This window comes from Micromonospora sp. BL4 (genome assembly GCF_003667505.1).
Taxonomy (GTDB): Bacteria; Actinomycetota; Actinomycetes; order Mycobacteriales; family Micromonosporaceae; genus Micromonospora.
Window position 1 is genome coordinate 1 of the sequence record NZ_RCVJ01000030.1, and the last position, 24,451, is coordinate 24,451.

Consider the following 24,451-nt stretch of genomic DNA (forward strand, 5'->3'; position numbering starts at 1 on the left):
TTCCGACCCCTCGTCCTCGCCGCGGTCGCTCTCCTGGCCACCACCGCGGCGCTCGTCCTCCCGGCGCACCCCGACCGGGCCGAGGCCGCCATCGGCCCGATCACCTGGCAGGACGAGTTCAACGCCCCGGCCGGCGCAGCGGTCGACCAGAGCAAATGGCGCTTCGACATCGGCGGTGGCGGCTGGGGCAACAACGAGCGGCAGTACTACACCAACAGCACCAGCAACGCCGTCCACGACGGACAGGGCAACCTGGTCATCACTGCCCGCCGGGACAACCCCGCCAACTACCAGTGCCACTACGGGCGCTGCGAGTACACCTCGGCGCGGCTGCTGACCGCGTCCACCTTCACCCAGACGTACGGCCGGTTCGAGGCCCGTATCAAGATCCCGCGTGGCCAGGGCATCTGGCCGGCGTTCTGGATGCTCGGCACCGGCGGCGGGTGGCCCGACGCCGGCGAGATCGACATCATGGAGAACATCGGCCGGGAGCCCAACACCGTGTACGGCACCGTGCACGGGCCGGGCTACTCCGGCGGCGGCGGCATCACGGGCAGCCGCACCCTCGGCGGGCCACTCGCCGACGGTTTCCACACCTACCGGGTGGACTGGGAGCCGAACGTGATCACCTGGTACCTGGACGGGGTGCAGTACCACCGGGTCGACCCGGCACGGCTGAACGGTAACCGGTGGGTGTTCGACCACCCGTTCTTCATGATCCTCAACGTGGCGGTCGGCGGCAACTGGCCCGGCTACCCGGACGGCTCCACGCAGTTCCCGCAGCAGATGCTCGTCGACTACGTCCGGGTGTCCGGCTACACGCCCGGCGGTGGCGGCCCGGCCCCGGGCACCAGCCGGATCCGGGGCGCGCAGAGCGGGCGCTGCATCGACATCCCCAGCGCGAACCCGGTCGAGGGCGCCAAGCTGCAGATCTGGGACTGCAACACCACGGCGGCGCAGGCCTGGACCTTCGCCTCCGACGGGACCGTCCGGGCGATGGGCAAGTGCATGGACCCCGCCTGGGCCGGCACCGCCAACGGCACCGAGGTCAACCTGGTCTCCTGCAACGGCAATCCCGCACAGCGCTTCACCCTCAACGCCGCCGGCGATCTGGTCAACCTGAGCTCCAACCGGTGCGTGGACGTCCGGGACGCCAACCCCGCCAACGGCGGCAAGCTGCACCTGTGGGACTGCATCGGCGCGGCCAACCAGAAGTGGTCCCGCGTCTGAGGGCGCCATCAGCCAGCCAGTGGGCCGCCCGAGAAACTCTCGGGCGGCCCGCCGCGTGCTCCACGGATTCGACCGATGACGCTAGAGCTGCCGCGCTGCCCGCTATGTTCGGATTCGACCAATAAGTCCGGCAGCACCGGGAGTGAACTCATGTCGCACCACCTCGACACCCCTCTCGCCGCCCAGAGCGGTCAACTCTTCATCAACGACCTGTTCGTCTTCAACGGTGAGCGCGCCACCGTCTTCGTCATGGACGTCAACAGCTCGGTGACGAAGGCCGACATCAAGCGTGGCTTCCACGCAGAGGCACGCTACGAATTCAAGATCCACTTCAACGGCGGGGAGTTCGAGGAGTTGACCTACCGGGTCGCCTTCGGCGAACCGGACGGCACCGGAAAGCAGACGCTGATGGTGTACGAGCTCACCGGAGCGGATGCCCGCGACGACGCCGCGATGGGCACTCCCGTCGTCGAGGGTCGGACCGGTGAGGTGTCGAGCGGCGGGAACGTCCGGATCTGGGCCGGGCGGATCACCGACCCGTTCTACATCGACCTCGATCAGCTCGCGACCGTCAACGCCGCGTTCAAGAACGGCGCGAAGCTGGACCGCTCGGCGTGGAAGGCCGACGCGGCCAAGAACACCTTCGCCGGCACCACCGTCGAGTCGATCGTCCTCGAGGTCTCCCAGGACGAGCCGCTGCTGCGCGACGGCACGCAGATCGGAGTCTGGTGCACCACCAAGCTGGCGACCGACGCCGGCGGGTGGCGGCCGATCAACCGTGGCGGCCACCCGATGATGTGGCCGATCTTCTGGCCCACCGACACCGACTTCTCCAACCCGGCCAACGCCCGACACCCCAGCAACGACCTCAAGGAGGACGGCGACGAGATCGCGTCCGCGGTCGCGCGGGTGGTCGCGGCGAACGGGACCGCGCCGGATCCCCAGGCGTACGGCTGGAGCGTGGCAAGGCAGCTGTATCCCGACGTGCTGTCGTACCAGGTGGGGACGGCGGCCAACTACGGCTTCGCGGCCCGCAACGGCCGCACGCTGGCCGACAACGCGCCCGAGGCGATGTTCTCCCTGGTGCTGAACACCGGCGTGACCTCCGGCCTCACCCCGGAGGTGACCAAGGCCGCGCGCGCCGACGCCTTCCCGTACGTGGTGCCGGCCTGACCAACCCCCTACACCCGCCTGACCTGGCGTTTCGTAGACGTGAACGGCCGATCAACGATCGCCCGATTCGTCCGAAACCGCACATTTTGCGCCGTTAGGCTCCTGACGCTACTGATGGGCGATTTCACGACGAAGGAGACTTGATGCGCAGGAAACTTCTCGCCGGACTGGCCGGTGTCGCCGCCGTGGTGGCACTCGCGGGGCCGGCCGCGGCCGAGGACACGATCGTGACCCTCACCGTCGACGCGGCCGGTGGCCTCTCGATCACCGTGCCCGCGACGGCGAACATCGGCCACGGCGTCGAGGGCTCGACCGTTTCCGGTCAGCTCGGCCCGGTCACCGTGCTGGACCAGCGCGGGTCCCTCACCCCGAACTGGACCGCCACCGTCATCTCCACCGACTTCGTCACCGGCGGCGGCAGCTCCGGGGAGACGATCCCCAACATCAACGTCCTCTACTGGTCGGGTTCCGCGACGGCGACCGCCGGTGGCGGCACCTTCACGCCGGGCCAGCAGACTGCGGCGCAACAGCAGATCATCAACGTTCCCCGCACGGCGTTCAGCCACACGGGTGGCACCGGCAACAACTTCGCGACCTGGAATCCCACGCTGGTGGTGAACATCCCGGACGGAACCGTCGGGGGTACCTACACCGGGACGGTGACACATTCGGTGTTCTGAGCCGCTCGGCCGGCTGGTGCTGCTGGCCTCGATCGCTCTCGTGGCGCTCGGGGTACCGGCGGCGCCAGCCGTCGCCGTGCGGGAGCAGCGACACGAACCCGCCGGGGATCCCGCCGCGATCAGCATCCGGATGCTGGACATCCCCGCCAGCCGGGCCGAGGATCCCCGAGCCCGGGTCTACATAGTGGATCACCTCCGGCCCGGTACGACGATCAACCGCCGGGTCGAGGTGCACAACACCTCCGGGGACGAGCAGAAGGTCGAGCTCTACGCCGGGGCGGCGTCGGTCGAGAACAACGCCTTCACCGTTCCCGACGGTCGGGCCGGCAACGAGCTCAGCAAATGGATACGGCTGAGAACGACGAAGGTCGAGCTGGCTCCGGGCGAGCGGAAGCCGGTCGGCGTCGACATCGCCGTCCCGAGAAGCGCCTCGAAGGGCGAGCGGTACGGTGCGATCTGGGCGCAGGTCACCAGCGCGACGAAGGGGACCGGCAACGTCACCCAGGTCCACCGGGTGGGCGTCCGGGTCTATCTCGACATCGGTCCGGGCGGTGAGCCGCCGACGGACTTCCGCATCGAGGGGCTGGCCGCGCAGCCCGGAACGGGCGAGTTCCCGGTCGTCACCGCGAAGGTCACCAACACCGGCGAACGGGCGCTGGACATGACCGGCCACCTGTCGCTGAGCAAGGAGGCGGTCCGGGCCGGGCCGTTCAAGGTCACCAACGGCGTGACGATCCTGCCGGGCCAGAGCGGGCAGGTCCGCATCGAGATGAACCAGGCCCTGCCCGCAGGTGTCTGGGACGCGCGGGTTCTCCTCGCCAGCGGCACAGTGCAACGCACGGCGGACGGGCGGATCACCCTGCCCGTCGCGGCGCCGATGGTGGTCAAGGCGTCGACGGGGCCGGGCTGGCTGGTCTACTCGCTCGGCGCCGCGACGGCGTTGCTGGTGCTGGTCGCGCTGGCCGTCTGGTATTTCACCCGCCGCCAACGGGCCGGCATCGCGCGCGGTCGCCGGCTGGCCTGACTCTCGATTCACCCTGGGCTGCCCGGCCGTTCCTCCCGGAACGGCCGGGCAGTGTGGTCCGCCGGCACGTCCGGACCGGACGCCACCGCTTCGTGCCGTCGGAGGCGCCCATCGCGGAGATGTGCAGCGGCGATCGCCGGCTAGATCACCGAGTGCGTCACGGTCGCCGTGTACTCGCCGACCACCAGCCCCGGCGGAAGCGTCACCGACAGGGTGGGGCTCCAGGTGGCCGAGTTGGCCCCGCTGGGGCCGGACCAGCCCGCCGCCGTACGCGGGGCGTCCAACACGGCGCCGGGCTGCGGCAGGAAGGTGCCGACACCGCTGGTGGCGACGGCTGGCCCGGAGGCGTACCTGATGCTGTCGGTCGGGATGATCCCACCGCCCGCGCCGGTGCCGGTCGTCAACGCCGTCGTTGAGACGACACTGACCCAGCCGGCGGAGTCCGGGCCCCGGTCGTCGACCACGGTCACCGGGCCGAGCTGACCCGAGACGGCTGGCGTGTCCGAGGTGACCACGCCCAGCGAGGCGACGGCCGGCACGCTGATGGACAAGCCGCCCGCCGGGTCGACGACCATTTCGACCGGTCGGGTCGCGCTCTGGTTGAACGAGTCGCTCACCTGGACCGTGAACGACGAACTGCCCGCCGTGGTGGGGACGCCCGAGAGCAGTCCGGTGACCGGGTCGAGGGTCAGCCCGGCCGGCAGGCTTCCGGCGCTGACCGACCAGGTGAACGGGGCCGTGCCACCGTTCACGCCGAGCTGGTCGCGGTAGGGGACGCCGACCCGGCCGGCCGGCGGTGGCGAGAAGTTCAGCGTTGGTGGGGCGTTGACCGTCACCGCCGTGGAGGGCGCCGACTGGGCGCCGGTGCCGCCCGCGTTGGCGGCGGCCACCCGGAAGGTGTACGTGGAGCCCGCTGTCAGGCCGCTGACGACCTGGGTCGTGACGGCGCCGGGATAGGTCCGAGGCGCCTGCGCGACACCGCCGAGGTACGGCGTCACGGTGTAACCGGTGATCGCCGAGCCCCCGTCGGCCGGGGTCGTCCAACTCACCGTGGCCGCGTTGGTTCCCGGGGTGGCCGAGGTGATCGTCGGGGCCCCCGGCAGGGTGTACGGGACCACGGCCGCCGAGGCCGGGCTGGCCGCACCGGCGCCGTACGCGTTCACCGCCGTGACCCGGAACGCGTACGAGGCGCCCACGGTGAGCCCGGTCAGCGTCCGGCTGGTGGTGGAGGCGTCGAACGAGAGCGTCGGCTGGGTCACCCCGTCCCGGATCGGCGTGACGAGGTACCCGGTGATCGGGCTGCCGTTGCTCGTCGGCGCGGTCCAGCTCACGACGGCGCTGGTGATGCCCGGGACCGCGGTGGGCGCGGCCGGGGCGCCGGGTGCGGCGGCGTAGACATAGTTGGCCGACCCGGCGGAGCCTCGGGTGACGACGGTGACGTCCACCGCCGCCGGGGCCGACCGGGCGGGCATCGTGGAGATGCCCAGCGTGCCGTCGGTGTTGGCGGTGAAGCAGCCGGCGGCCGGGCCGGACCTGCACGGCAACAGCAGCACCGCCGTGCCGGCCCGCTGCTCGGCGGCCGTACCGATGGTGATGGCGGTGGCGCCGGTGAGGTTGCTGCCGCCGACGGTGACCGGGACCCCGCCGGCGATCGAGCTCTGGGCCGGCGTGACGGTGACGCCGCTGGGAGCGGTGGCCGGCGCGAGCGGCGTGGTGGACGTGGAGTAGCCCGGGTTCGCGTCGATCGAGGACGAGGTCGCTACCGTCGCCGTCTGGATCAGTGTCGGCGTCACACCGGTTCCGGTCACGGTCGCCGTGACCGTGACCGGTGGCAGGGAGCTACCCCCGGAAAAGGGCCCGTTGCTGTTCGTGCAGCTGATGGTCTGGCCCGCCGGTGGACCGCAGATCCAGCCGGAGCCGACCGCGCCCCGCGGCACGACGCCGGCCGGCACGGTCTGGGTGATCGAGATCGGGGAGTTCTCGGTGGCGCCGGGATCGACCCCGGCGGTGATCGAATAGGTGACCGGGTCACCGGGCTGCGGAGTGGCGCCGACCGAGCTGGTCTGGGACACGTTGAGATCGGGCACCGGATTGAAGGTGACCGCGCGGACGTTGTCGATCTCATGGAAGTCGGTCACCGAGCCGGTGGAGCCCACCCAGCCGAAGGCGAGCTGTCGGGGGAAGCCGGCGGCGGTCAACCAGGACGGTGATGGATACAGGCTCGGCGGCACGACCGGAAGCGCGCCCGCCAGGATGCGCGCTTCCCCGCCCACCGGCGTGAACCGGACCCGGTACTGCCCGGCGGGCGTGGTGAGGCCGGTGTCGGTGGTGAACGGGGAGGACGTGGTGTTGACGACCACCTCGACCGGCACCACCGACGCGGCCCGGGTGGCGGCCCGCAGCGGCAGGCCGGGCGTCGAGGTGCTCCCCGCGGTGCTGTTGACCGCGCAGTAGCCGACCCCGTTGCGGCCCGGACCACGGATCACGACCTGGCCGGGAACCCGCCCGTTGGTGGTCGAGATGTAGGGCGGGTTCGTGCAGCCGGTGCCCTGGTAGAGGCTGTTGCTGAAGTTGCCGAAGACGTCCAGCCCGATGCCCAGGTAGCCGTTGGACAGACCCACTGAGCCGCCGTTGAACGCCGCCGAATAGCCCAGCGATCCTCCCGGCTGGCCAATGATGGACGGGGACAGCGGGTTGGCCGGATCAACCGCGGCGAGCGCGAACGCGATGCCGTCCGCGCCCGGGTTGGTGCCGCCGTACTGGTAGGTGTTGAAGCTGACGTGCAGGCCCTGCGACGTCGGCACGCTGACCGCGCCGAACACCCCGCCCTCCCGCGTCGCGGTGGCGGGAGTGAGGCGCAGTTTGCCCGTGCCCTGTGGATCGGTGGACGTGGTGCAGCTCAGGAGCGGGCCGGTGGTCGGATTGCCCGCCGCGCTCAGGCAGGCTGCGTTGCTGGTGATCGAGGGTGGCACGCCCGGCACCGCCACCGCGCCGATGCCGTTCGCGGTGTTGTTGCGGAACGTCTGGTCGAACAGCACCGAACCGGCCGCCGAAGCCGGCCGTGGCGCGACCGCCAGGGCTCCGACGGTGACGGCGGCCACCAGCGCGGCGGCGCTCGTTCGACGCCGGCCCGGGAACGACATGCGTACTCCCAGCTTTCACTTCCATCTCAATCTGGACTATAGCCATGTTTGAGGCATCAAGGTCGCGTGCTGGGATAAAGACCATGAAAGCGGACCGACCTCGCCGGTCACGCCGGGGAGGTCGGTCCGCAGGGGGCTGGAGGCGCTGTCAGCCCTCGATGTCTCGCGGGTCGCGGCTGCGCGGGTACGTGTTCTTCTCCCCGATCGTGCCGTCCTGCTTCTTGATCACGTGCTCGACGCCACGGTCGGCTGCCATCTCGCGACCCTGGGCCTGCGCGTCGGCCTTGGAGTCATGCGTGGTGCTGGCCCGCTCGTTGCCCTCGGGCCGGTTCTTCCACTGCCCGTCCTCGTGGTACGTGTCGACGTCACCCTTGGTCATCGCCGGCTCCTCCCTGCGTCTGAACTGTCACCTCATCAGTTGCCCGGAGCCGTTCTGGGCAAACGTGGGTCGCAGGGTCCTCAACAGACGATGACGCTGCCCGTCACGTGGACTGGCAGTTGCTGCTCGTCCGCTTGATGATCTGTTCGCGCTCGTCGGTGGTGATACCCGACGGCTCCCCGTCGAAGTGCGTCTCCACCTTGTCCCAGCCGCGGCGCTGCTCGTAGTGCAGGTGGGGGGCGCCGGAGTTGCCGGTGCTGCCGAGCTTTCCGATCTGGTCGCCCTGGGCGACCCGCTGGCCCTCCCGGACCAGCGGCGGCTCCAGCAGGTGCAGATACTGGGTCTCCCACTTGCCGCCGTGGTCGATCTTCACCCAGTAGCCGCCACCGCGACCACGCGGGCCCTCCGGATTCTCCGGGTTACGCCCGCCCACCGACCCGTTGACGCCCGCCACCGTGACCGTGCCGGCGTACGACGCGAGCACCGGTCGCCCCCACGCCTCACCTTCGGTCGGAAACAGGTCGACGTCGAAGTCGTCGTGGCCGGGATAGGTGCTGAGCTGCCAGGTCTCGCCGCACGCGACGGGAAGTTGAAAGAGCGGACGCGGGCCGGGCGACCGCAGCATCGGTACGACGACCAGGGCGGTGCCGATGAGGGCCACGACCGCGACGACCGCGAGGAGAACCCGGACGGTGCGAGTGCGGACGCGGCGGTGGCTGCGGACTCTGGTGGGGTGGCCGGTCGTCACCGCACCGAGCATGGCAGACCCCGGCAACGCGGCGACTCCGGGTCACGCTCGCCGCCCGAGGTGACATTGCAGTCGTATCGCCAAACGGGTACGGTGGGATGCAATGCAGTTGCATTGAATACCAGAGAGGTCCCCTCATGCACGTGATCCCGCTGTCCGAGGCAACCCCCGACCTGGTCGACCTGGTGGGCGGCAAGGCGGCCGGGCTGGGCGAGCTGATCCGGCTGGGCGAACGGGTCCCCGAGGGGTTCTGCGTCACGGCCGAGGCTCACCGGGTCGGTGTCATCCCGCAGGCGGAGATCGTCGCCGCGTACGAGCGGCTCGGCGCGGGCCCCGTGGCGGTGCGCTCCAGCGCCACGGCGGAGGACCTGCCGGACGCGAGTTTCGCCGGGCAGCAGGACACCGTCCTGAACGTCACGGGCGCCACCGAGCTGATCGCCGCGATCGAAAAGTGCTGGGACTCCCTGCACACCGCCCGCGCGACCGCTTACCGCGAGGCCCGTGCCATCGATCACGAGGCGGTGCGGACGGCCGTCGTCGTGCAACGCATGATCACCCCTGCGGTCGCGGGAGTGCTGTTCACCGCGAACCCCCTGACCGGCCGCCGCGACGAGATGGCGGTCGACGCGGCGCCGGGGCTCGGCACCACCGTGGTGGACGGCGCCACGACCGTGGACCACTACGTCCTCGACGGCGTCGCCCGGGACGACGCGGGATGCCTGACGGCGGCGCACCTGGCGGAGCTGCGGACCACCGGTGCGCGGCTACAGGATCACTTCGGCCGCCCACAGGACGTGGAATGGGCGATCGACGGGGACGGCCTGCTGTGGTTGTTGCAGTCGCGGCCGATCACCAGCCTCTTCCCCCTCCCTCCCGGGACCGGCAAGCCCCTCCCCCGCGTCTACCTGGAGTTCGGTCACGTTCAGGGCATGCTGCAACCGGTCACGCCGATGGGCATGGCCACACTGCGGACCCAGATCGCCGCGATGCTCGCCTCGCTCGGCGTCCGCGTCGAGATCGTCGACATCGGCGGCCGCCTCTACGGTGACCTGACCGAGCTGGCCCGGAGCCGGTCGTCCCGCAAGCGCCTGGTCAAGCTCATGGCGGTCGACTTCGGCCCCCGGGCGCAGGCGGTGATGGAGCACGTCCTGACGGATCCGCGGTTCGCACCGACCACGGGCAGCACCCGACGCGGCGCGACGGGCGGAGCCGCGTCCCTGCGTACGGCCGGCCGCGCGGTGGTGGGGATCCTGCGCGCGCTGGCCCGTCCCGACGCGGCGCGGATCCGGATGTTCGAGGCGATCGAGCAGATGAGACAACGGTCGGCCGCTCCCGGCGACCTGCGAACCGCCGCCGACCGCCTGCGCTTCCTGCGGGCCGAGGACACCGAGGACAGCGCCGACGCCATCATGTGGCCCATCGTGGCGGGGATGCTCGCCGCCGCGTTGCCGGCTGCGCTGCTCAAGGGTGTCGCGAGCGCGGACGAGATCCACCGTGTGCTGGGCGGGATGCCGCACAACGTGACGATCGAGATGGATCTGGCACTCTGGCGGCTCGCCCGGGGCGCGGACGAGCACCGCCGACTCCTGCTCGACACCCCACCGGACGAACTGGCCGCGCGCCACCTGCGCGGCGAGCTGCCCGACATCGGGATGGCCGCGTTCCTGGACGCCTACGGTCATCGCGGCGTCGCCGAGGTCGACCTCGGCGTACCGCGCTGGGCGGAGGATCCGGCGCCGGTCTTCGCGGCGATCGCCAACTACCTGCGGGTCACCGACCTCGAGCAGGGGCCCGACCGGCGGTTCGAACGGGCCGCCGCGGCAGCCGAGACCGCGCTCAAGGACCTGGTCGTACGGGCCCGCCGTCGCCGGCCGGTACGCGGCACGATCGCCGGGTTCCTGCTCCGCCGCGCGCGGTCGTTGGCCGGCCTGCGGGAGGCCGGCAAGTTCGCCGGGCTGTACCCGCTGCGGGAGACGCGCCGGCAACTGCTGCTCATCGGCGCCGACCTGACCGGCGCCGGACTGCTGGAGCAGCCCGACGACATCATGTTCCTCACCCTGGACGAGGTGGAGGCCGCCGTGCACCAGGGCACCGACCACCGGGTCACGGTCGGTGCCCGCAGGGCGGTGCACCGCCGGGAGCTGCGCCGCAGGTCGGTACCGGTGGCGTTGCTGTCCGACGGCACCGACGTGGAGACCGTCCTGCCGGCGGCCCCCGCCCCCGACGGCACCCTCGCCGGTGTGGGCGCGTCGGCGGGCCGGGTGACCGGCCCCGCCCGGGTCGTGCACGACCCCGGCACCGCCCACGTCGAGCCCGGCGAGGTTTTGGTCGCCGCGACCACCGACCCCGGCTGGACGCCGTTGTTCCTCACCGCCTCGGCGCTGGTCACCGAGACCGGCGCGATCATGGCGCACGGCCCCACCGTGGCCCGGGAGTACGGCATCCCCGCCGTCATCTGCGTGCCCGACGCCACCCGGACCATCTCCACCGGTCAGCTCGTCACCGTCGACGGCGGCGCCGGAACCGTCACCGTCCACCGACCGCCGGCTCACGACCACGAGGACGAGGAATGACCGACACGAAGGTCCCGACGAGGGCGAAGGTGACTCCGCTGCTCCGCCGTGCGGCCGCCATGGAGGGAGCCATGTGGCGCAGCCTGTACGTGTGGGCACGGCGCAAGCCCCTGCCGCTGGCACCGGGCGACGACCCGTTCGGCTACCTCGGCGTGGTCAAGCCGATCCTCGGCATCTTCATCGCCCTGTCCGTCGTGGAGATTCCGATCTTCGACCTCATCGTCACCCACGTGGTGCCGTGGCGGCCGGCCCGCTGGATCGTGCTCGGCCTCGGCATCTGGGGTCTGCTCTGGATGGCCGGCCTCTACGCGAGCATGCAGATCCACCCGCACATCGTCGGTGACAAGGGCCTGCGGGTACGGCTGAGTTCGGGCATCGACATCTGGATCCCGTGGACGGACATCGAGGCCCTGCGCAAGCGTTACCGCTCGCTGCCCTCGAGCAAATCGGTGCAGGTCGAGCAGGAGGGCGAACGCCGCGTCCTGAACATCTCGGTCGGCAGTCAGACCAGCGTCGACGTCGTGCTGCGCCGGCCGACGACCTTCGACCTGCCCAAGGGCCGGTCCGAGCCGATGGACGAGCTGCGGCTCTACGCAGACGATCCCGACGGCCTCCTGCGCAGCGCTCGCGGCACCCCCGCGACCGGAACCGTCCGCCGGTAGCTGCCGCGCGCTGGCGGAGTGTCCGGGCCAACCACTCTGAGATGATCGAGGTCATGCCCAAGAAGGTCGATCACCAGGAGCGACGCACCCTCATCGCTGACGCGCTGATGCGGGTCGCCGCGGATCAGGGCCTGGAGGCCGTCAGCCTCCGTCACGTGGCTGCCGAGGCCGGCGTGTCCGCCGGCATGGTCCAGCACTACTTCCGCACCAAGGACGAGATGATGGCGTTCGCGCTGAGCGTGGTCCGCGAACGCGGCCAGATCCGGGTCACCGGGGCGATGGAGCGACTGGGCCCGGACCCCTCCCCCCGGCTGCTGCTGCGCACGATGATCGCCGCCCTGCTGCCACTCGACGAGCGGACCCGCGACGACGGCCGGGTGGCGCTGGCGTTCCTCGCGTACACCGCCGTGCGGCCCGCGGCCGCGCCCAGCCTGCGCGAGGACACCGCGCAGCTGACCGGGTTCATCGCCAGCCTCCTGCCCCCTCGGAACGCCGACGCCGCCGCGGCCGGCCTGCTGGCGCTCATGGAAGGGCTGGGCGTCTATCTGCTGGGTGGGCAGTACACCGCGGAGCAGGCCATGGCGGCGCTGGATGCCCACCTCGACCTGCTCTTCGGCGTCGACGCTGCCTGAGCAGCGGCCGACGGGAGCCGAACGCGCTCAGCAGCGGGGCACGTTCGGGATGTACCCGTCGTAGCCGGTCAGCACGTACGCGTCGGAGACGTAGCGGTTGGTGCCGATCCGGTTCCAGACGGCGGTCGTGCCGTACGGGCCGGTGACCGTGGTCCCGACGGCCTGGCAGTAGATGGCGACGGTGGCGCCGTCGGCGACCGAGCCGACGACCGGATAGCCGGCGCCCGGGCCGGAGCGCACGTTGAGGTTGGCCGACTCGGTGTTCACCGTGCCGGACCCGATGCCGGTGATTCCGTTCACCAGTTGCAGGTAGTAGGTCCAGTTCCAGTTCGGGCCGGGGTCCGTGTGCGTCGCGCCGGGCACCTCGACGTGCCCGATGATGTGCGCCCGGTCCCTCGGGATGCCGTACTTCGTCGTGAGGGTGCGGGTGAGCGCCGCCGACGAGCGGTACATCGCGTCGGTGAACCAGGCCGGGTTGTCGACGTACCCCTCGTGCTCGATGCCGATCGACTGGGTGTTGTAGGTCCAGTTGCCGGCGTGGTGGGCGATGTCCTTCTCCCGGACCGACTGGGTGACGGCCCCGTCGGAGGACCGGAAGGTGTAGTGCGCGCTGACCTTGGCCGCCGGGTTCTGGAACCAGCTGATGGAGCCGGCGTAGGAGCCCTGCGTCATGTGGATGACCACGCGGGTGACCGGGTGGCTGCCCGGGCGGCTGGCCACCGTGTAGTTGCTCGTGCTGGCCGGCGCCCACGCGGCCGGCCCGTAGTCGGTGCTGAGGGTGCCGATTCCGCCGAGCACCGCGGCCCGCTCCAGGACGCCCCGCCGGGGCGCGACCGGCCGACCCGCCACCGCCTCGCCGCGCGCCGAGGTGAATCCGGCGCGCAGCAGGTCGTAGACGTTGTCCGCGTGCAGCCGCGCGATCGACGGGTCGCTGGCGCCGCCGTACCGGGCGATCGGCGCGTACCAGGCGTTCACGTCGTCGCGGGTCGCGGCGGTGAGGCCGGCCTGATCGGCGTACGCGCGCAGCACGGCGGCCGCCCCGAGAACGTTCGCGGCGGGTTCGGTCCGCAACGCGGCCTGGCTCAGCCGGGTGAGCGCCACCGCCTCGTCCAGGGTGCGCACCTGCGGGTTGCTCGCCAGGTGCATGAGCCCGTACCCGCCGGCGGCGCTCGCCGTACCGGCGTGCATGTCCAGCCGCGACTCGGCGTACCCCAGCGCCAGCAGCAGGTCGCGCGGGACGTCGTACCGGGCGGCAGCGGTGTCGAACGCGGCGTTCAGCGGGCCGGACGACACCGGCGCCCCGGCCGGGTCGGCAGCCGCCGGTGACACGGCCACGACGGAGCCGGCCAGGGCGGTGGTCAGGGTGAGCAGGCCGCCGAGCAGGAGCCGACCCCGGCGGAAGGTGCGTACGGCCATTGCCACTCCTTGCGATGGATGGGGTCGGTCTGCCGGTGAGCCGCCGGCCTCGGCGGTCCGGCTAATCAGCACCAGCCGTTGACCGGACCGTTCACACCGGTCCAGAGGTAGGCGTCGGACACCCAACTGCCGTCGCTCAACCGGTCCCAGAGCGCGGTGGTGCCGTACCGCCCGGTGTGGGAGGTGCCGTTGGCGGAGCAGGAGACGGAGACGGTGGCGCCGTCGGCCAGCGAGCCGAGCGCTCCGTAGCCCGTGCCGGGCCCGGCGCGACGGGTCAGCGCCCCGCCGCCGTTCGCGTCGACCACCGCCTGGGTGAGGCCGAGCGCGCCGTAGTTGTACAGACCCGCTCCCGCACCGGCCCAGGCCGAACCGTGCCGTGCCCCGCCCTGGTACGCGGCGGCGCCGTTGGCCAACACCCACTTGCCGATGTCGTGGTCGGCGATCGGCACGTACGCGCTGTTCTGCCGCAGCCCGAAGTGGACGTGCCGACCGTAGGCGGCGCCGCCGCAGGTGACGTCGGTGCCGGTGTTGCCCAGGAAGGCGCCCTGACCGACGCTGGCGCCGTTGACGGAGATGCTGTTCCAGAGGTGGTAGTAGTCGGTCGAGTAGCCCCGGTCGTGAATGACCCGGATCCACCCCTGACACATCGTGTACGCCGCGCCGGCCCGGGCCGCTCGGACCACCTGGTCGCCGCCGGCCAGGTCGACCGAGCTGTACGGCGACTCGTTCCCGCCCCAGCCGTGCGGGCCGCTGGTGAGCGTCCACGTCTGGCCCACCGCGAACGGCAGGGCCATGCCGGTCCGGTAGTCCCCGCCCGCGTACATCGGGGTCGGGGTGGTGGTGAGAACGGTCCTCTCCCGACCGTTCACCAGGGGTGATTCGGCGGACAGGTCGCCGAAGGCCGCCTCACCGTCGAAGGCGACCCGCCACCCGGACGGGTCCTGCCGGGCGATGAAGACCGACCCGGTCGGGTGGGCGTCCTCCTGGCGAGGCGCGAGGGCGACGGCGGTGCCGAACGCCCACCGGCCGCTGGTGCGGCTGACGGTGATGCGGGTGTCCCGCGCGGCCACGGCCGTGTGCGGGTCGGCCGAGCCGAGCAGTTTGGCGGTCACCGCGGCGGTGAGGGCGGGGGTGTCGGCCGTAGCGGCGGCGGCGCTGGGCGCCGCCCCGATGAGGCTGGTGACCGTCAGCAGGGCCGTGGCCGCGCCGGCGGACCATCGTCGAGCGTGTCTCATGGTGACCTCGCTTCCGGGATGTGGGGTCAGGCCGGGACCACGGAAAGCCGGGGGCCGGCGGCGGGCGGCGTGCCGGCCAGGCTGAGCAGGGTGTGTCCGGTGGCGTTGTCGACCACGGCGACCCGCACCGCGTCGGGTTCCCGGTCGGTCAGTGGCACGGCGAACACCGCCGTCACCAGGCGGCCCTGGTATCGGGCGGCATGCCCGACGAAGCGCCAGTCGCCGTCGTCCCAGTGCTCGCGTACGTCGGAGCGGAGCAGCGGCGCCACCCGCCGGTAGGCGTCGCTGAGCTGCAGTTGCTGCACGGTGGCGAGCAGCGGCACGCCGGAGCCACCACGCAGCGGATGGGTCAGCCGGGCCCGCAGCCGGCGCAGCGGCAGCAGCCAGACGTGGTCCAGCTCCGGCGAGAGCGCCACCACGGCGGCAAGTTCGACGAGCAGCACGCCGACACCGGCCGGCGGCCGCCCGGCCAACGCGGTCGACCAGCCCTCGGTGGCCAGCAGAGCCAACCCGCCCGCCACCGCCAGCAGTCCGGCCCGTGCCAGGCTGCGCCCGGAGACCGGGGTGGGCCGGGCACTCAGGCAGCCGCAGGAGGAGGTCGGGGCGGCGCGGCGGGCGTACGCGAGGTAGCCGAGGAAGGCGACGGCCAGCACGGTCGCGGCCAGCGCCTCGGCGCGCAGGACGGGTGGCAGCAGGAGCAGCCCGCCGAGGGTCACTTCCATGCCGCCCAGCAGCCGGTACGCGGGCAGCGCCCGGTCCTGCCCGACCAGCCGGGCGAGCGCGGACCGGTTGGCGGCCGCTGCGGCGTGCGTGCTGACGAGCTTGACGCGGGCGGACCAGATCAGTACCGCGCCCACGACCAGTGGCTGGAGCGTCGCGATCAGGTCGATCATGATTCTCCCCTCGAATGTCTCCGGCGGGCGGCACGCCGATGCGCGGAGGCGCGCCGCCCGGGGGTCCGGTCAGGCGGCGGCGTAGACGGTGGCGATGTCGACCTCGTTGGTGTCCGGGTGCCAGGCGCCGAGCACCTGGACGTGCCGACCGACCCGCAGCAGCGACAGGTCGCTGACCGCCGGGGTGCCGTTGTAGACCGCGGCGGACCGGTCGGGCACGACGTGCGCGACGATCCGTCGACCCTGGTGGTCGAGGTGCAACACGTTGCGGCCGACCGCGGCGATGTGCCCGTGCAGGTTGACGATGTTGAGCCAGACGGAGTCGGCGGCGAGTGTGCCGTCGGGCAGGCGGACACCGCGGGCGTAGAGCCCGTCGCCGATGGCCACCTTGTCGAACGTGGTGGGGTGCAGCTTCCAGATGCTCGTGCCGTCGGTGATCCGGATCGAGTGCAGCACGGTGTCCGAGCCGGTGACCAGCAGCATGCTGCCGGAGATCTTGCTGATCCGACCCTCGGCGAAGTTCGGGTCGGGCGCGCCCGAGTCGATGGTCGCGGGTTCGGCGGCGAAGGCCGCCTCGGGGGCCAGCGAGCCGAGGCCGGTGGCCCCGACCACGCCGCCGAGCGCCGCGGTGGCGAGCAGCCGCCGGCGGTCCAGGGTCTGGTTCATGGTGGCGCCCTTTCGTTCAGACCGTGTCGACCGAGCAGGGCCGGAGCCCCGCGGAGAGACTGGCGATCGCGCTGTACGCGGCCGGGGTGAGATCGATGATCCGGTTGCTGCCGCAGGCGGAGCCGCAGCAGGTGCGCTCGCCGCAGAACAGGTCGGTCTGCGGCCCGCAGTCGGCGATCGTGGTGCCGACCCGGGCGCCGTTGCAGAGGTTGGTGGTGTAGTGCCGGAAGCCGCAGCCGCGCCGGGCCATCCCGGTCACCCCGCACCGGTCCGGGCGGGTGATGGCCAGACACGCGTCCGAGGTGTTCGGCCAGGCGTGCTGGTAGTTGCCCGAGCTGCAGGTGCCGCAGGCGCCGCCGCCGGCCGTGCCGCAGGGACCCCAGGCGCTGCCGCAGCAGAACCAGGACACCTCGCCTCGCAGAGCTGCCATGGGTGCCTCCTCTCTGGCATGAGGATTAACAGAGACGGATATCAATATTGATGACGATTGTTGTGTAGCAAACTGTCGAAGTCAACGGACTGATCGAAGGTTTTCTACGTACTGTTTGCCGCGTCCGGCGTCGGCACCCCTGGTGAACGGGCGAGGATGGGCCGATGAGCCGCGTTCTTCGGTCCTGGCCGGTGCTGGTGGAGGAGGCGCACCGGGCAACCCCCTTCGAGATCTTCTTCGGGACGGCCCTCTATCTCGTCGGCCGGTTCCTGTTCCTGCGGCTGACCGTCCGCACCTCGCCGGGTCAGCTCGTCGGGATCGGTGTGACGCTGCTGCTGGTGCCCGTCGCCGGGTTCGTGCCCGCACAGGTGGCCATGGGCCTGCTCGCCGCCTTCCTCGCCACCCTGGCCCTGTACGAGAGGCTGACCCTGACCGCGCTGGTCGACTAGCAACGTCGCGTCACCGACCACTGCGGATCGACGAGGATTGTGCCGGGCCCGTCCCGCGTGACAGTGTGCGGAGACTCGGGGCCGGAGGGGGCGGTTGCACATGCTGACGATCGATGAGGTGACCGTCGGGTACGGCGACGCGCCACCCGTCCTCCGGGACGTGACGGTGACGGTCCGCCCGGGTCGGGTGCTGGCGTTGACCGGGTCGTCGGGCGCGGGCAAGACCACCCTGCTCAACGCCATGGCGGGGCTGCTGCGGCCGCGCGACGGCGCGGTGACCGTCGAGGGACATCGGCTGCGCGACCGTGATCACGCGGTGGACCACCGGATCGTTCTCATCCCGCAGGACAACGGGCTGGCCCCGATCCTGACCGCCGCGGAGAACGTGCAGGTGGCCCTCGTCGCCGGCGGCGTGGCACCACCCGAGGCGCGCCGGCAGACCGCCGCGACGCTCGCTCAGCTCGGTCTCGCCGGCCAGGCCGACCAACTGGTCGAGGAGCTGTCCGGAGGCCAGCAGCAGCGTACGGCCATCGCCCGCGGCCTGGCGCTGCGCGGCGGCGTGCTGCTGGCCGACGAGGTGACCAGCGAACTGGACGCGGGCAACCGGCAACGGGTGCTGGATCTGCTGCACGACGAGGCCCGGCGGGGCGCGGCCGTCGTGTTCGCCACCCACGACGCCGAGGTGGCCGCCTCCTGTGCGGCGGAGCTGCACCTGGTCGACGGGCGGGCGGAGATCGTGCGCGGTTGAGACCCGGCCGGTAGGTAACCGGTCCGCATCGATCCGCACACGCGGGGCGGTGGGCGCGTTGGCTGCTCGATAGCGTGACCGTCAATGCTGGCCATCATCGGGGGAGCGCTCGCCGCCCGCCGGGCACAAGCCCTGGCGGTGCTCCTGCTCGCGGTGCTCGCCAGTGCCGCCGCCGCGGCCGCCCCCAGCTACGTGGCCGCGGCCGGGCGGGCCCTCGCCAGCGACGAGTTCTCCACCGCCGACCCGGACGAGCTACGGCTGCGGCTCGTCGACCCCACGGAATACCCGGGAATGCCGGGCAACCCGGCCAGAGGCGTGTTCGGCGTTCAGGTCGAGCGACTCGCGCCGGCCGGGTTCGCTGTCGTCCTCGGCGCGCAGAGCGGCGGCGTCGCCACCGGCCCGGCCGGGCGCATCACCTCCAACCTGATCTTCCGAACTGGCGTGTGCGAACGGGTCGCCGTTGTCGGCGCCTGCCCCCGGTCCACCGCCAAGGACCAGCTTCCCGAGGTGCTGGTCAGCACGAACACCGCTGCGCATCTGGGCGTGGCCGCCGGCGGCGAGTTCACCTTCGGCAAGGTGCCGGTGCGGGTGGCCGGCGTCTACCGCCCGCTGGACGCGACCGACCCGTTCTGGCTCGGCGGCGAATACCTTCGGCCACCCGCACCGGGCTCGGCGTCCGCGTCGGCCGTGGGCAGCGCAGCGGACGCCATCTTCACCGCCGAGTCCGCACCCCTGGCCGACGAACAAGCCATCCTGTATCGATCGACGGCCGACCTGTTCGTTACCGAACAGATGTTGTCCACCCGGTCGGCGCAGGACCTGCGGGCCACCGTCGCGGCGGTGACGCGCGACGGGAGCCGCGAGGGTTTCGGTGCCGGCACCGCACTGCCGCGCCTGCTCGATCGCATCACCCTGCAGCGTGAGCAGCTGGCCGCGGGGGTGACGCTGGGTGCCGGGCTGCTCGTCCTGCTCTGCTGGCTGGTGCTGTTCGTGGCGGTCAGCTCGGCGGCCGACGAGCGCCGACCGGAACAGGGCCTGCTTCTCCTGCGCGGGGTGCAGCGCCGACGGCTCTGGGCACTGGCGATCGGCGAGCACGCCGTGCCCGTGCTGGTTGCAATTCCCCTGGGCTGCCTGGGCGGCCTCGCCGCCGCCGACCTGCTCGCCGCGCAGACCCTGCCCGCCCGTGCCGATGTCATGGTGGACGCGACCGTGATCGGCTACGCCGCCGTCGGCGCCGCCGGCGCGCTCACCGCGGTGCTGCTGGCCCAGGTGCGGGCCCTGTCCGCACCGGTCGTCGACCTGCTGCGCCGGGTGCCGGCACGGATGCGGGGATGGCGGGCGACCGTCGGCGACATCGTCGCGGTGTCCATCGCGGTGGCCGCCGTGGTGCAGTTGCGCTCCGGCGGGTCGCCCTCGGGGTTGGCCCTGCTGGCACCGCTGGCCGGCGCGCTCGCCGCGGGCGTCCTGCTGGCGCGGGTCGCCATGATCGCCGGAGCGGCGGTGGGGGCGCGGCTGCTCGCCCGGGGCCGGACGACCATCGGCCTCGCCCTGGTCCAGGTGGCCCGCCAGCCACGCTTCCGGCCACTGATCGCGCTGCTCACCGTGGTTGTGGCGATGCTCGCCTTCACCGCCGCGACGAGCGAGGTCGCGTCGGCCGCCTACGCGGATCGGGCCACCGTCGAGGTCGGGGCACCCCGCGTGGTCGGCGTCGACGCGATGTCGCACCGGCACCTGCTGGAGTCCGTCCGGGCCGCCGACCCCGAGGGTCGCTTCGCGATGGCCGCGACGGTGAAGGATGTGGCCACCGGAGCCGGCACATCGGTGCTCGCCGTGGACTCCGACCGCCTGGCGATGGTGGCCGCGCCACACCCGTCGTACGGCGTGGCCCTGGCGGACGTCGCGCGAGAGCTCCGCCCGGATCCGCCGGGAGCACCGATCCTGCTGCGGGGGCGTCAGCTCACCGTGGCCCTGTCCGCGAGCTACGACGAGGAGGCCTTCGGCGGCAACCGTGTCCGCCTCTTCGTCTCGGTCGCCAGCAGGGCCGGCACCCGCCGGATCACCGCCCACAAGGACATCAAACCCGACCTGCGGGAATACCGCGTGGAGGTGCCCGAGTGCGCGCAGGAATGCCGGTTGGTCAACCTCGAGATCGTCGCTCCGGTCACCCCCGGCCCGTTGACGGTTCGCTTCGAGGAGTTGCGCACCGGTGACAGCGACGCCGAGCGGCTGACCGGTGCGGAGTTGACCGATGTTCGGCGGTGGCGGCAGTCAGACCCGATGGACACGGTGCTCACCACCACGAGTGGCCCGGATGCCGCTCTGGTTTTCGACGTGGCGGAGGGCCGACGGTCCCGGTCGCTGGGCATCGCCGTCGTCGATGCGCCGTTCCCGTTACCCGGTTGGTCGACTCGGTCCAAGGCGACGCCCGTGCACGGGATTCATCCGTACGAGGGGATCGACGGCTCGGTGACCCAGGCGTTGATCGAGGGCCTGGCGGACGGGCTGCCCCGACTCGGGCCATCCGGCATGATCGTCGACCTGGAGTACGCCGACCGGCTCGCCGTCGCCGGCCAGACCGGTGTCAAGGAGGTCTGGATGACGCCGACCGCGCCGCCGGACATCCTCGATCGGCTGCGGGCCCAGGGCCTGGTCGTCAAGTACGACCGGACGATCACCGGCGTGAGCCAGGACTTCGACCGGCAGGGTGCGGCGCTGGCGTTGCGATTCAACCTGTTCGCCGCGCTGGCCGGGGTCCTCATCGGAGCGGCCGGCCTGATCGCGGCGGCGGCGGCCGATCAACGCAACCGGGTCGCGATGCTGGTGGCGCTCCGACGGCAGGGGCTGCGCGCACGAGCCGTCCGCGGCGGCTACGGGTGGCCGGTCGCGGTCGCCACCGTGTCGGCCGGTCTGGCGACCCTGGTGATCTGGCTCCTCACCCGCGGTGGGCAACGCCTGTTCAGTGACGGCCGGTCGCCGGTCCCGTTGCCCGACTGGCCGGACGTCGGCCGACTGCTGTTGTTCGCGGCGCCCACGGTCGCGCTCTTCGCCGTCACCGCGGCGGTGCTCGGCCGGTTCGTCGCCGCCTCGGTTCGTCGCCGGACCGGCCGATGACCGCCGCACCGCCCGCGGAGGGCGTACCGGTCACCTGCCACCGGCTGATCCACATCTACTCGACCGGGACCGGGGACGTGGTCGCGCTCTCCGGGGTGGACCTGCAGATCGCCGCCGGCGAGATGCTCGCGCTGGTCGGGCCGTCCGGCTCCGGCAAGTCCACCCTGGTCTCCATCCTCGGCGGGCTCATGCGGCCCAGCGCCGGCCGGGTGTACGTGGGCGAGCACGACCTGTCCCGGCTCTCCCCCGCCGAGCTGGCCGCCCTGCGCGGGCCCACGGTCGGCACGGTGCTCCAGGGCGCCGAGCGCAACCTGCTGCCGTACGTGTCGCTGTCGCGCAACATCTGGTTGGCCCAGCGGCCGGCGGCGCGGCTCGCCGGGCGTCGGCTGGATCCCCCGGAGGCGATCCTGGAACTGGTCGGTCTCGCCGGCGCCGGCGCGCGCCGCTCCGGCGACCTGACCCCGGGGGAGCGTCAGCGGGCCGCGCTGGCGCAGGGGCTCGCCGCCGGGCCCGGCCTGCTCCTGGTCGATGAGCCGACCAGTCAGCTCGACGGCGCCGGGCGCGACGAGGTGCTCTCCGCGCTGGCCACCATCAACTCCGAACGGGGGACGACGGTGGTCGTGGTGACCCACGACGGTGACGTCGGCGCCCAGTTGGGCCGAGCCGTCACCATCCGGGACGGTCGGGTGGGCGCCGAGGGCCGCAACGGCCGGGACTTCGCCGTGGTGGCCGGGGACGGCACGATCCAGCTGCCCCCGGAGACGTTCGCGGCCTTCCCCGCCGGGACGCTCTTCGAGGTCGACCACACCGACGAGTCGATCACCCTGCACGCCACGGTGCACCCGTCGACGCCCCGCAACGACGAGGTGGCGAGGGGCAGCGGCCTCACGTGAGCGGGGACGGGGATTCGGCGCCGGGCAGCACCAGTTTCGGCGTACCGGACCCGTCGGCCGGGACGGTCCAGACATCGGGCCGGCCGTCGCTCTGGCGCAGCGTGTAGGCCAGCGTGCCGGCGTCCAGCCAGGCCGCCTGGTCGTCGACGCTGGCCGTCTCCGCCGTCGCGGTCACCCGCATGGTCGCCAGGTCGAGGACCGACAGCCGCCAGCCCTTCGCCGGGTCGGCGTCGATGGCCTGCTTGAAGGCGATCCGCGTGCCGTCCGGCGACAGCGACGGACATTCGACGTTCTCCTTCACCGTCTCCACCCGGCGGGCGGCGACGTCACCCCGCACGAGGTACCGCTTTCCGCCCGTGGACATGGTCGCGTAGAAGACGTTGTCGTCGGCGGTGAAGGTGACGCCCCAGTAGTTGATGTCGGGGTTGCGGTGGGGGCGGCCGTCCCGGGTGACGGCGAACTCCTCGAGTGACAGCACGGCCGCGCCGGTGGTGGTGTCGAGGATTCCGGTGCGCGTGGAGAACCCGCTGGTGGTGTAGGAGTCGCCGCCGACGAACGTGGTCCAGGAGACCATCCGGCCGGAGGACGAGACCCGCGCCCGGTTGGGCAGGCCCGGCACGGGCAGAGACCGCGTCGGTCGCAGCGCGGCGTCGAGGACGACGACCTGGTACGTCCAGGGTGTCTCCGGCTTCAGGCAGACGCCGGTGCCGGCCGCCGCGTACACCCGAAGGCATTCCAGGCCGGACACGGTACGCGGCCCGGCGGGGTCGGCCGCGGCGACGGACGAGACGTGCCGGTCGGTGATCGCCAGCAGGCGCGGCCCGGGCGTCAGGGTGACCGCCTGGTCCGTGCCGGCGGCGGGCGACGGGGTGCGGTCCCGTTGCGCGGCCGTGGCGGTGTAGGCGGCCGCCACGCTGCCCAGCAGCACCGCCGAGACGGCCACCACGGCGAGCTTCGTTCGGGTAGACATCGCGGTCATCGGGGCACCTTCCGGGTGAACAGGCGGGACGGGGAGGCCAGCAGGAGCACCGTGGCGACGAGAACGACGGCGACGGCGAGCGCCGCGAGCCGGATCGCGGCCTCCGGTCCCCACGCCTGCCAGGTGAGACCGAACAGGACCGAGGAGACGAGGTACGCCAGCGCCTGACCGGTCTGCACGAGCGCGATCCCGGTGGTCCGCAGCCGCGGTGGGAGCACCGGCCCGGCGAGCGCGATGAGCACGCCGTCGGTGGCCGCGTAGAACGTGCCGTACAGCGCCAGCGTCAGCGCGAGCACCGGCCAGCCGTGGACCGGGCCGGCGAGCAGCAGATACGTCGCGCCGAGGGCCGCGTAGCCACCCACCACCACCGGCAGCCGGCCGATCCGGTCGGCGAGCACACCGAGGGGAGCGGCGAGGACCAGGTAGGCCAGGCTGGTGCCCACCGCGAGCAGCGGAAACCACCGCAGGCCGAGGTCCTCGCAGCGCTGGAGCAGCAGGTAGACGAAGCCGTCGCCGATCGTGGCCAGCCCGAGCAGCGCCGCCGCGAGCAGCAGGCGGCGGGCGGGGCGGCTGCGCAGCAGGCCGAGCGCCTCGCGTACGGAGACCTTCGGGTCGTCCGGGCCGGCCGTCGCCGCGCCGGGCGGGCGTTCCCGGACGAAGAGCACGAGCACGACGACCGCCAGCGCGGCGACGCAGAAGCTGGTGACGAAGACCGCGTCGTACGACTGCCCGACGGCCAGCAGGACCGCGAACGCGGCCAGTGGCCCGAGGAACGCGCCGACGCTGTCCATCGCCCGGTGCACACCGAACGCACGACCCAGCGCCTCGGGTGGCGTGGAGAGCGTGATCAGCGCGTCGCGCGGTGCGCTGCGCAGGCCCTTGCCGAGCCGGTCGACGGCGATGACGGCGCCGATGGCCGGCACCGACCGGCCGGCGAGCAGCAGGCCGAGCTTGGCGACCGCCGAGAGCGCGTAGCCGACGCCGGCCACCAGCTTGCGCCGGCGGAACCGATCGGCGGCGAAGCCACCGACGACCCGCAGGAGGGCGCTCGCGCCGGTGTGGACGCCGTCGAGCACGCCGAAGGCCAGTGGGCTGAGTTGCAGACCCAGCACCAGGTAGAGCGGCAGGACGGCGGTCACCATCTCGGCGGAGACATCGGTGATCAAGCTGACCGTGCCCAGTGCGACGACGTTGCCGCTGACCAGGGCCAGCCCGCGGCGGGGCCGGCCGGAGTCGGGCGGGTCGGCGTCCGGCCGGGAGACGGTCGACAGGTACACGAGCATCTCCTCGAATCGGTGGGCTGACGGTCAGCCATCCTGCGGAACGAATCGGACCGGAGACAAGGGACCGACGGTGGCGAACAGACACGCGGCGGGTGAACTCGGGA

At 72.3% G+C, this 24,451-nt stretch carries 21 protein-coding genes; 11 read left to right on the forward strand and 10 right to left on the reverse strand.

Going from position 1 to position 24,451, the window contains the following annotated elements:
• The 4 genes from EAD89_RS00250 to EAD89_RS00265 all read left to right on the forward strand — a co-directional run.
• Window positions 1–1,230 (forward strand): family 16 glycosylhydrolase (locus EAD89_RS00250; protein ID WP_368666165.1); only part of this gene is annotated, 1,230 nt, incomplete at its 5' end.
• Window positions 1,231–1,380: 150 nt separating this feature from the next.
• Window positions 1,381–2,403, forward strand: coding sequence for a DUF4331 family protein (locus tag EAD89_RS00255; protein ID WP_121674265.1), 1,023 nt, complete (start codon window positions 1,381–1,383; stop codon window positions 2,401–2,403).
• A gap of 143 nt (window positions 2,404–2,546) precedes the next feature.
• Window positions 2,547–3,083, forward strand: a complete 537-nt coding sequence (locus EAD89_RS00260) for a hypothetical protein (RefSeq protein ID WP_121674266.1) — start codon at window positions 2,547–2,549, stop codon at window positions 3,081–3,083.
• Between the two features lie 40 nt (window positions 3,084–3,123).
• On the forward strand, window positions 3,124–4,107 hold the full coding sequence (locus EAD89_RS00265) for a hypothetical protein (protein WP_147457457.1): 984 nt from the start codon (window positions 3,124–3,126) through the stop codon (window positions 4,105–4,107).
• Window positions 4,108–4,247: 140 nt separating this feature from the next.
• On the opposite strand, the gene EAD89_RS00270 is transcribed toward EAD89_RS00265, so the two are convergent.
• From EAD89_RS00270 to EAD89_RS00280, 3 genes are all read right to left on the reverse strand, one after another.
• Window positions 4,248–7,250 carry a fibronectin type III domain-containing protein gene (locus EAD89_RS00270; protein ID WP_121674267.1) on the reverse strand — a complete coding sequence of 1,001 codons (3,003 nt, stop codon included), beginning with the start codon at window positions 7,248–7,250 and terminating at the stop codon, window positions 4,248–4,250.
• A 148-nt stretch (window positions 7,251–7,398) separates the two neighbouring features.
• On the reverse strand, window positions 7,399–7,629 hold the full coding sequence (locus EAD89_RS00275; protein ID WP_121655762.1) for a DUF2188 domain-containing protein: 231 nt from the start codon (window positions 7,627–7,629) through the stop codon (window positions 7,399–7,401).
• A 103-nt stretch (window positions 7,630–7,732) separates the two neighbouring features.
• A complete protein-coding gene (locus tag EAD89_RS00280) occupies window positions 7,733–8,389 on the reverse strand; it encodes a M23 family metallopeptidase (protein ID WP_121655763.1) in 657 nt (218 codons plus the stop codon).
• A gap of 125 nt (window positions 8,390–8,514) precedes the next feature.
• Here EAD89_RS00280 and EAD89_RS00285 point away from each other — a divergent pair, with 125 nt between their 5' ends.
• From EAD89_RS00285 to EAD89_RS00295, 3 genes are read left to right on the forward strand one after another with little or no spacing between them, the layout of a single operon-like run.
• A complete protein-coding gene (locus EAD89_RS00285; RefSeq protein ID WP_121674268.1) occupies window positions 8,515–10,950 on the forward strand; it encodes a PEP/pyruvate-binding domain-containing protein in 2,436 nt (811 codons plus the stop codon).
• Window positions 10,947–11,612, forward strand: a complete 666-nt coding sequence (locus EAD89_RS00290; RefSeq protein WP_121674269.1) for a hypothetical protein — start codon at window positions 10,947–10,949, stop codon at window positions 11,610–11,612. The genes EAD89_RS00285 and EAD89_RS00290 overlap by 4 nt, the downstream gene beginning before the upstream one ends.
• 53 nt (window positions 11,613–11,665) lie before the next feature.
• Window positions 11,666–12,244: a TetR/AcrR family transcriptional regulator gene (locus tag EAD89_RS00295; RefSeq protein ID WP_121655781.1), complete on the forward strand. Its 579-nt coding sequence runs from the start codon at window positions 11,666–11,668 to the stop codon at window positions 12,242–12,244.
• Window positions 12,245–12,271: 27 nt separating this feature from the next.
• On the opposite strand, the gene EAD89_RS00300 is transcribed toward EAD89_RS00295, so the two are convergent.
• From EAD89_RS00300 to EAD89_RS00320, 5 genes are all read right to left on the reverse strand, one after another.
• Window positions 12,272–13,660: an N-acetylmuramoyl-L-alanine amidase gene (locus EAD89_RS00300; RefSeq protein WP_121674270.1), complete on the reverse strand. Its 1,389-nt coding sequence runs from the start codon at window positions 13,658–13,660 to the stop codon at window positions 12,272–12,274.
• A gap of 65 nt (window positions 13,661–13,725) precedes the next feature.
• Window positions 13,726–14,895: a peptidoglycan DD-metalloendopeptidase family protein gene (locus EAD89_RS00305; protein ID WP_121674271.1), complete on the reverse strand. Its 1,170-nt coding sequence runs from the start codon at window positions 14,893–14,895 to the stop codon at window positions 13,726–13,728.
• A gap of 26 nt (window positions 14,896–14,921) precedes the next feature.
• A complete protein-coding gene (locus EAD89_RS00310; RefSeq protein ID WP_199733370.1) occupies window positions 14,922–15,788 on the reverse strand; it encodes a MauE/DoxX family redox-associated membrane protein in 867 nt (288 codons plus the stop codon).
• A gap of 69 nt (window positions 15,789–15,857) precedes the next feature.
• Window positions 15,858–16,454 (reverse strand): cell wall protein, encoded by a 597-nt coding sequence (locus EAD89_RS00315; protein WP_121655768.1) that lies wholly within the window; start codon window positions 16,452–16,454, stop codon window positions 15,858–15,860.
• Window positions 16,455–16,470: 16 nt separating this feature from the next.
• On the reverse strand, window positions 16,471–16,884 hold the full coding sequence (locus tag EAD89_RS00320; RefSeq protein ID WP_121655769.1) for a hypothetical protein: 414 nt from the start codon (window positions 16,882–16,884) through the stop codon (window positions 16,471–16,473).
• Window positions 16,885–17,048: 164 nt separating this feature from the next.
• Between EAD89_RS00320 and EAD89_RS00325 the strand changes: the two genes are divergently transcribed.
• The 4 genes from EAD89_RS00325 (at window position 17,049) to EAD89_RS00340 (ending at window position 22,085) form a co-directional block, all read left to right on the forward strand.
• Complete coding sequence (locus EAD89_RS00325; RefSeq protein ID WP_121674272.1) at window positions 17,049–17,333, forward strand: hypothetical protein; 285 nt, start codon at window positions 17,049–17,051, stop codon at window positions 17,331–17,333.
• A 100-nt stretch (window positions 17,334–17,433) separates the two neighbouring features.
• A complete protein-coding gene (locus EAD89_RS00330; protein ID WP_121655771.1) occupies window positions 17,434–18,081 on the forward strand; it encodes an ABC transporter ATP-binding protein in 648 nt (215 codons plus the stop codon).
• An 84-nt stretch (window positions 18,082–18,165) separates the two neighbouring features.
• The gene (locus tag EAD89_RS00335; protein WP_121655772.1) at window positions 18,166–21,192 is read left to right on the forward strand and encodes an FtsX-like permease family protein; all 3,027 of its coding nucleotides are present in this window, start codon (window positions 18,166–18,168) and stop codon (window positions 21,190–21,192) included.
• Window positions 21,189–22,085, forward strand: a complete 897-nt coding sequence (locus tag EAD89_RS00340) for an ABC transporter ATP-binding protein (RefSeq protein ID WP_121655773.1) — start codon at window positions 21,189–21,191, stop codon at window positions 22,083–22,085. Before EAD89_RS00335 ends, EAD89_RS00340 begins: the two co-directional genes overlap by 4 nt.
• Here EAD89_RS00340 and EAD89_RS00345 read toward each other — a convergent pair.
• Complete coding sequence (locus EAD89_RS00345) at window positions 22,078–23,064, reverse strand: PD40 domain-containing protein (protein ID WP_121655774.1); 987 nt, start codon at window positions 23,062–23,064, stop codon at window positions 22,078–22,080. The two genes, EAD89_RS00340 and EAD89_RS00345, sit on opposite strands and share 8 nt — an antisense overlap.
• Window positions 23,061–24,341, reverse strand: a complete 1,281-nt coding sequence (locus tag EAD89_RS00350) for an MFS transporter (RefSeq protein WP_233578083.1) — start codon at window positions 24,339–24,341, stop codon at window positions 23,061–23,063. The genes EAD89_RS00345 and EAD89_RS00350 overlap by 4 nt, the downstream gene beginning before the upstream one ends.
• Window positions 24,342–24,451 lie beyond the last annotated feature (110 nt).

Excerpts from the sequence above, each read along its gene's own strand:
- EAD89_RS00295 (WP_121655781.1), top strand. The coding sequence starts at position 11,666 with ATGCCCAAGAAGGTCGATCACCAGGAGCGACGCACCCTCATCGCTGAC.
- EAD89_RS00275 (WP_121655762.1), bottom strand. The coding sequence starts at position 7,629 with ATGACCAAGGGTGACGTCGACACGTACCACGAGGACGGGCAGTGGAAG.
- EAD89_RS00340 (WP_121655773.1), top strand. The coding sequence starts at position 21,189 with ATGACCGCCGCACCGCCCGCGGAGGGCGTACCGGTCACCTGCCACCGG.
- EAD89_RS00345 (WP_121655774.1), bottom strand. The coding sequence starts at position 23,064 with ATGACCGCGATGTCTACCCGAACGAAGCTCGCCGTGGTGGCCGTCTCG.
- EAD89_RS00320 (WP_121655769.1), bottom strand. The coding sequence starts at position 16,884 with ATGGCAGCTCTGCGAGGCGAGGTGTCCTGGTTCTGCTGCGGCAGCGCC.
- EAD89_RS00255 (WP_121674265.1), top strand. The coding sequence starts at position 1,381 with ATGTCGCACCACCTCGACACCCCTCTCGCCGCCCAGAGCGGTCAACTC.
- EAD89_RS00335 (WP_121655772.1), top strand. The coding sequence starts at position 18,166 with ATGCTGGCCATCATCGGGGGAGCGCTCGCCGCCCGCCGGGCACAAGCC.
- EAD89_RS00330 (WP_121655771.1), top strand. The coding sequence starts at position 17,434 with ATGCTGACGATCGATGAGGTGACCGTCGGGTACGGCGACGCGCCACCC.
- EAD89_RS00310 (WP_199733370.1), bottom strand. The coding sequence starts at position 15,788 with ATGATCGACCTGATCGCGACGCTCCAGCCACTGGTCGTGGGCGCGGTA.
- EAD89_RS00325 (WP_121674272.1), top strand. The coding sequence starts at position 17,049 with ATGAGCCGCGTTCTTCGGTCCTGGCCGGTGCTGGTGGAGGAGGCGCAC.
- EAD89_RS00315 (WP_121655768.1), bottom strand. The coding sequence starts at position 16,454 with ATGAACCAGACCCTGGACCGCCGGCGGCTGCTCGCCACCGCGGCGCTC.
- EAD89_RS00285 (WP_121674268.1), top strand. The coding sequence starts at position 8,515 with ATGCACGTGATCCCGCTGTCCGAGGCAACCCCCGACCTGGTCGACCTG.
- EAD89_RS00305 (WP_121674271.1), bottom strand. The coding sequence starts at position 14,895 with ATGAGACACGCTCGACGATGGTCCGCCGGCGCGGCCACGGCCCTGCTG.
- EAD89_RS00300 (WP_121674270.1), bottom strand. The coding sequence starts at position 13,660 with ATGGCCGTACGCACCTTCCGCCGGGGTCGGCTCCTGCTCGGCGGCCTG.
- EAD89_RS00280 (WP_121655763.1), bottom strand. The coding sequence starts at position 8,389 with ATGCTCGGTGCGGTGACGACCGGCCACCCCACCAGAGTCCGCAGCCAC.
- EAD89_RS00290 (WP_121674269.1), top strand. The coding sequence starts at position 10,947 with ATGACCGACACGAAGGTCCCGACGAGGGCGAAGGTGACTCCGCTGCTC.
- EAD89_RS00260 (WP_121674266.1), top strand. The coding sequence starts at position 2,547 with ATGCGCAGGAAACTTCTCGCCGGACTGGCCGGTGTCGCCGCCGTGGTG.
- EAD89_RS00270 (WP_121674267.1), bottom strand. The coding sequence starts at position 7,250 with ATGTCGTTCCCGGGCCGGCGTCGAACGAGCGCCGCCGCGCTGGTGGCC.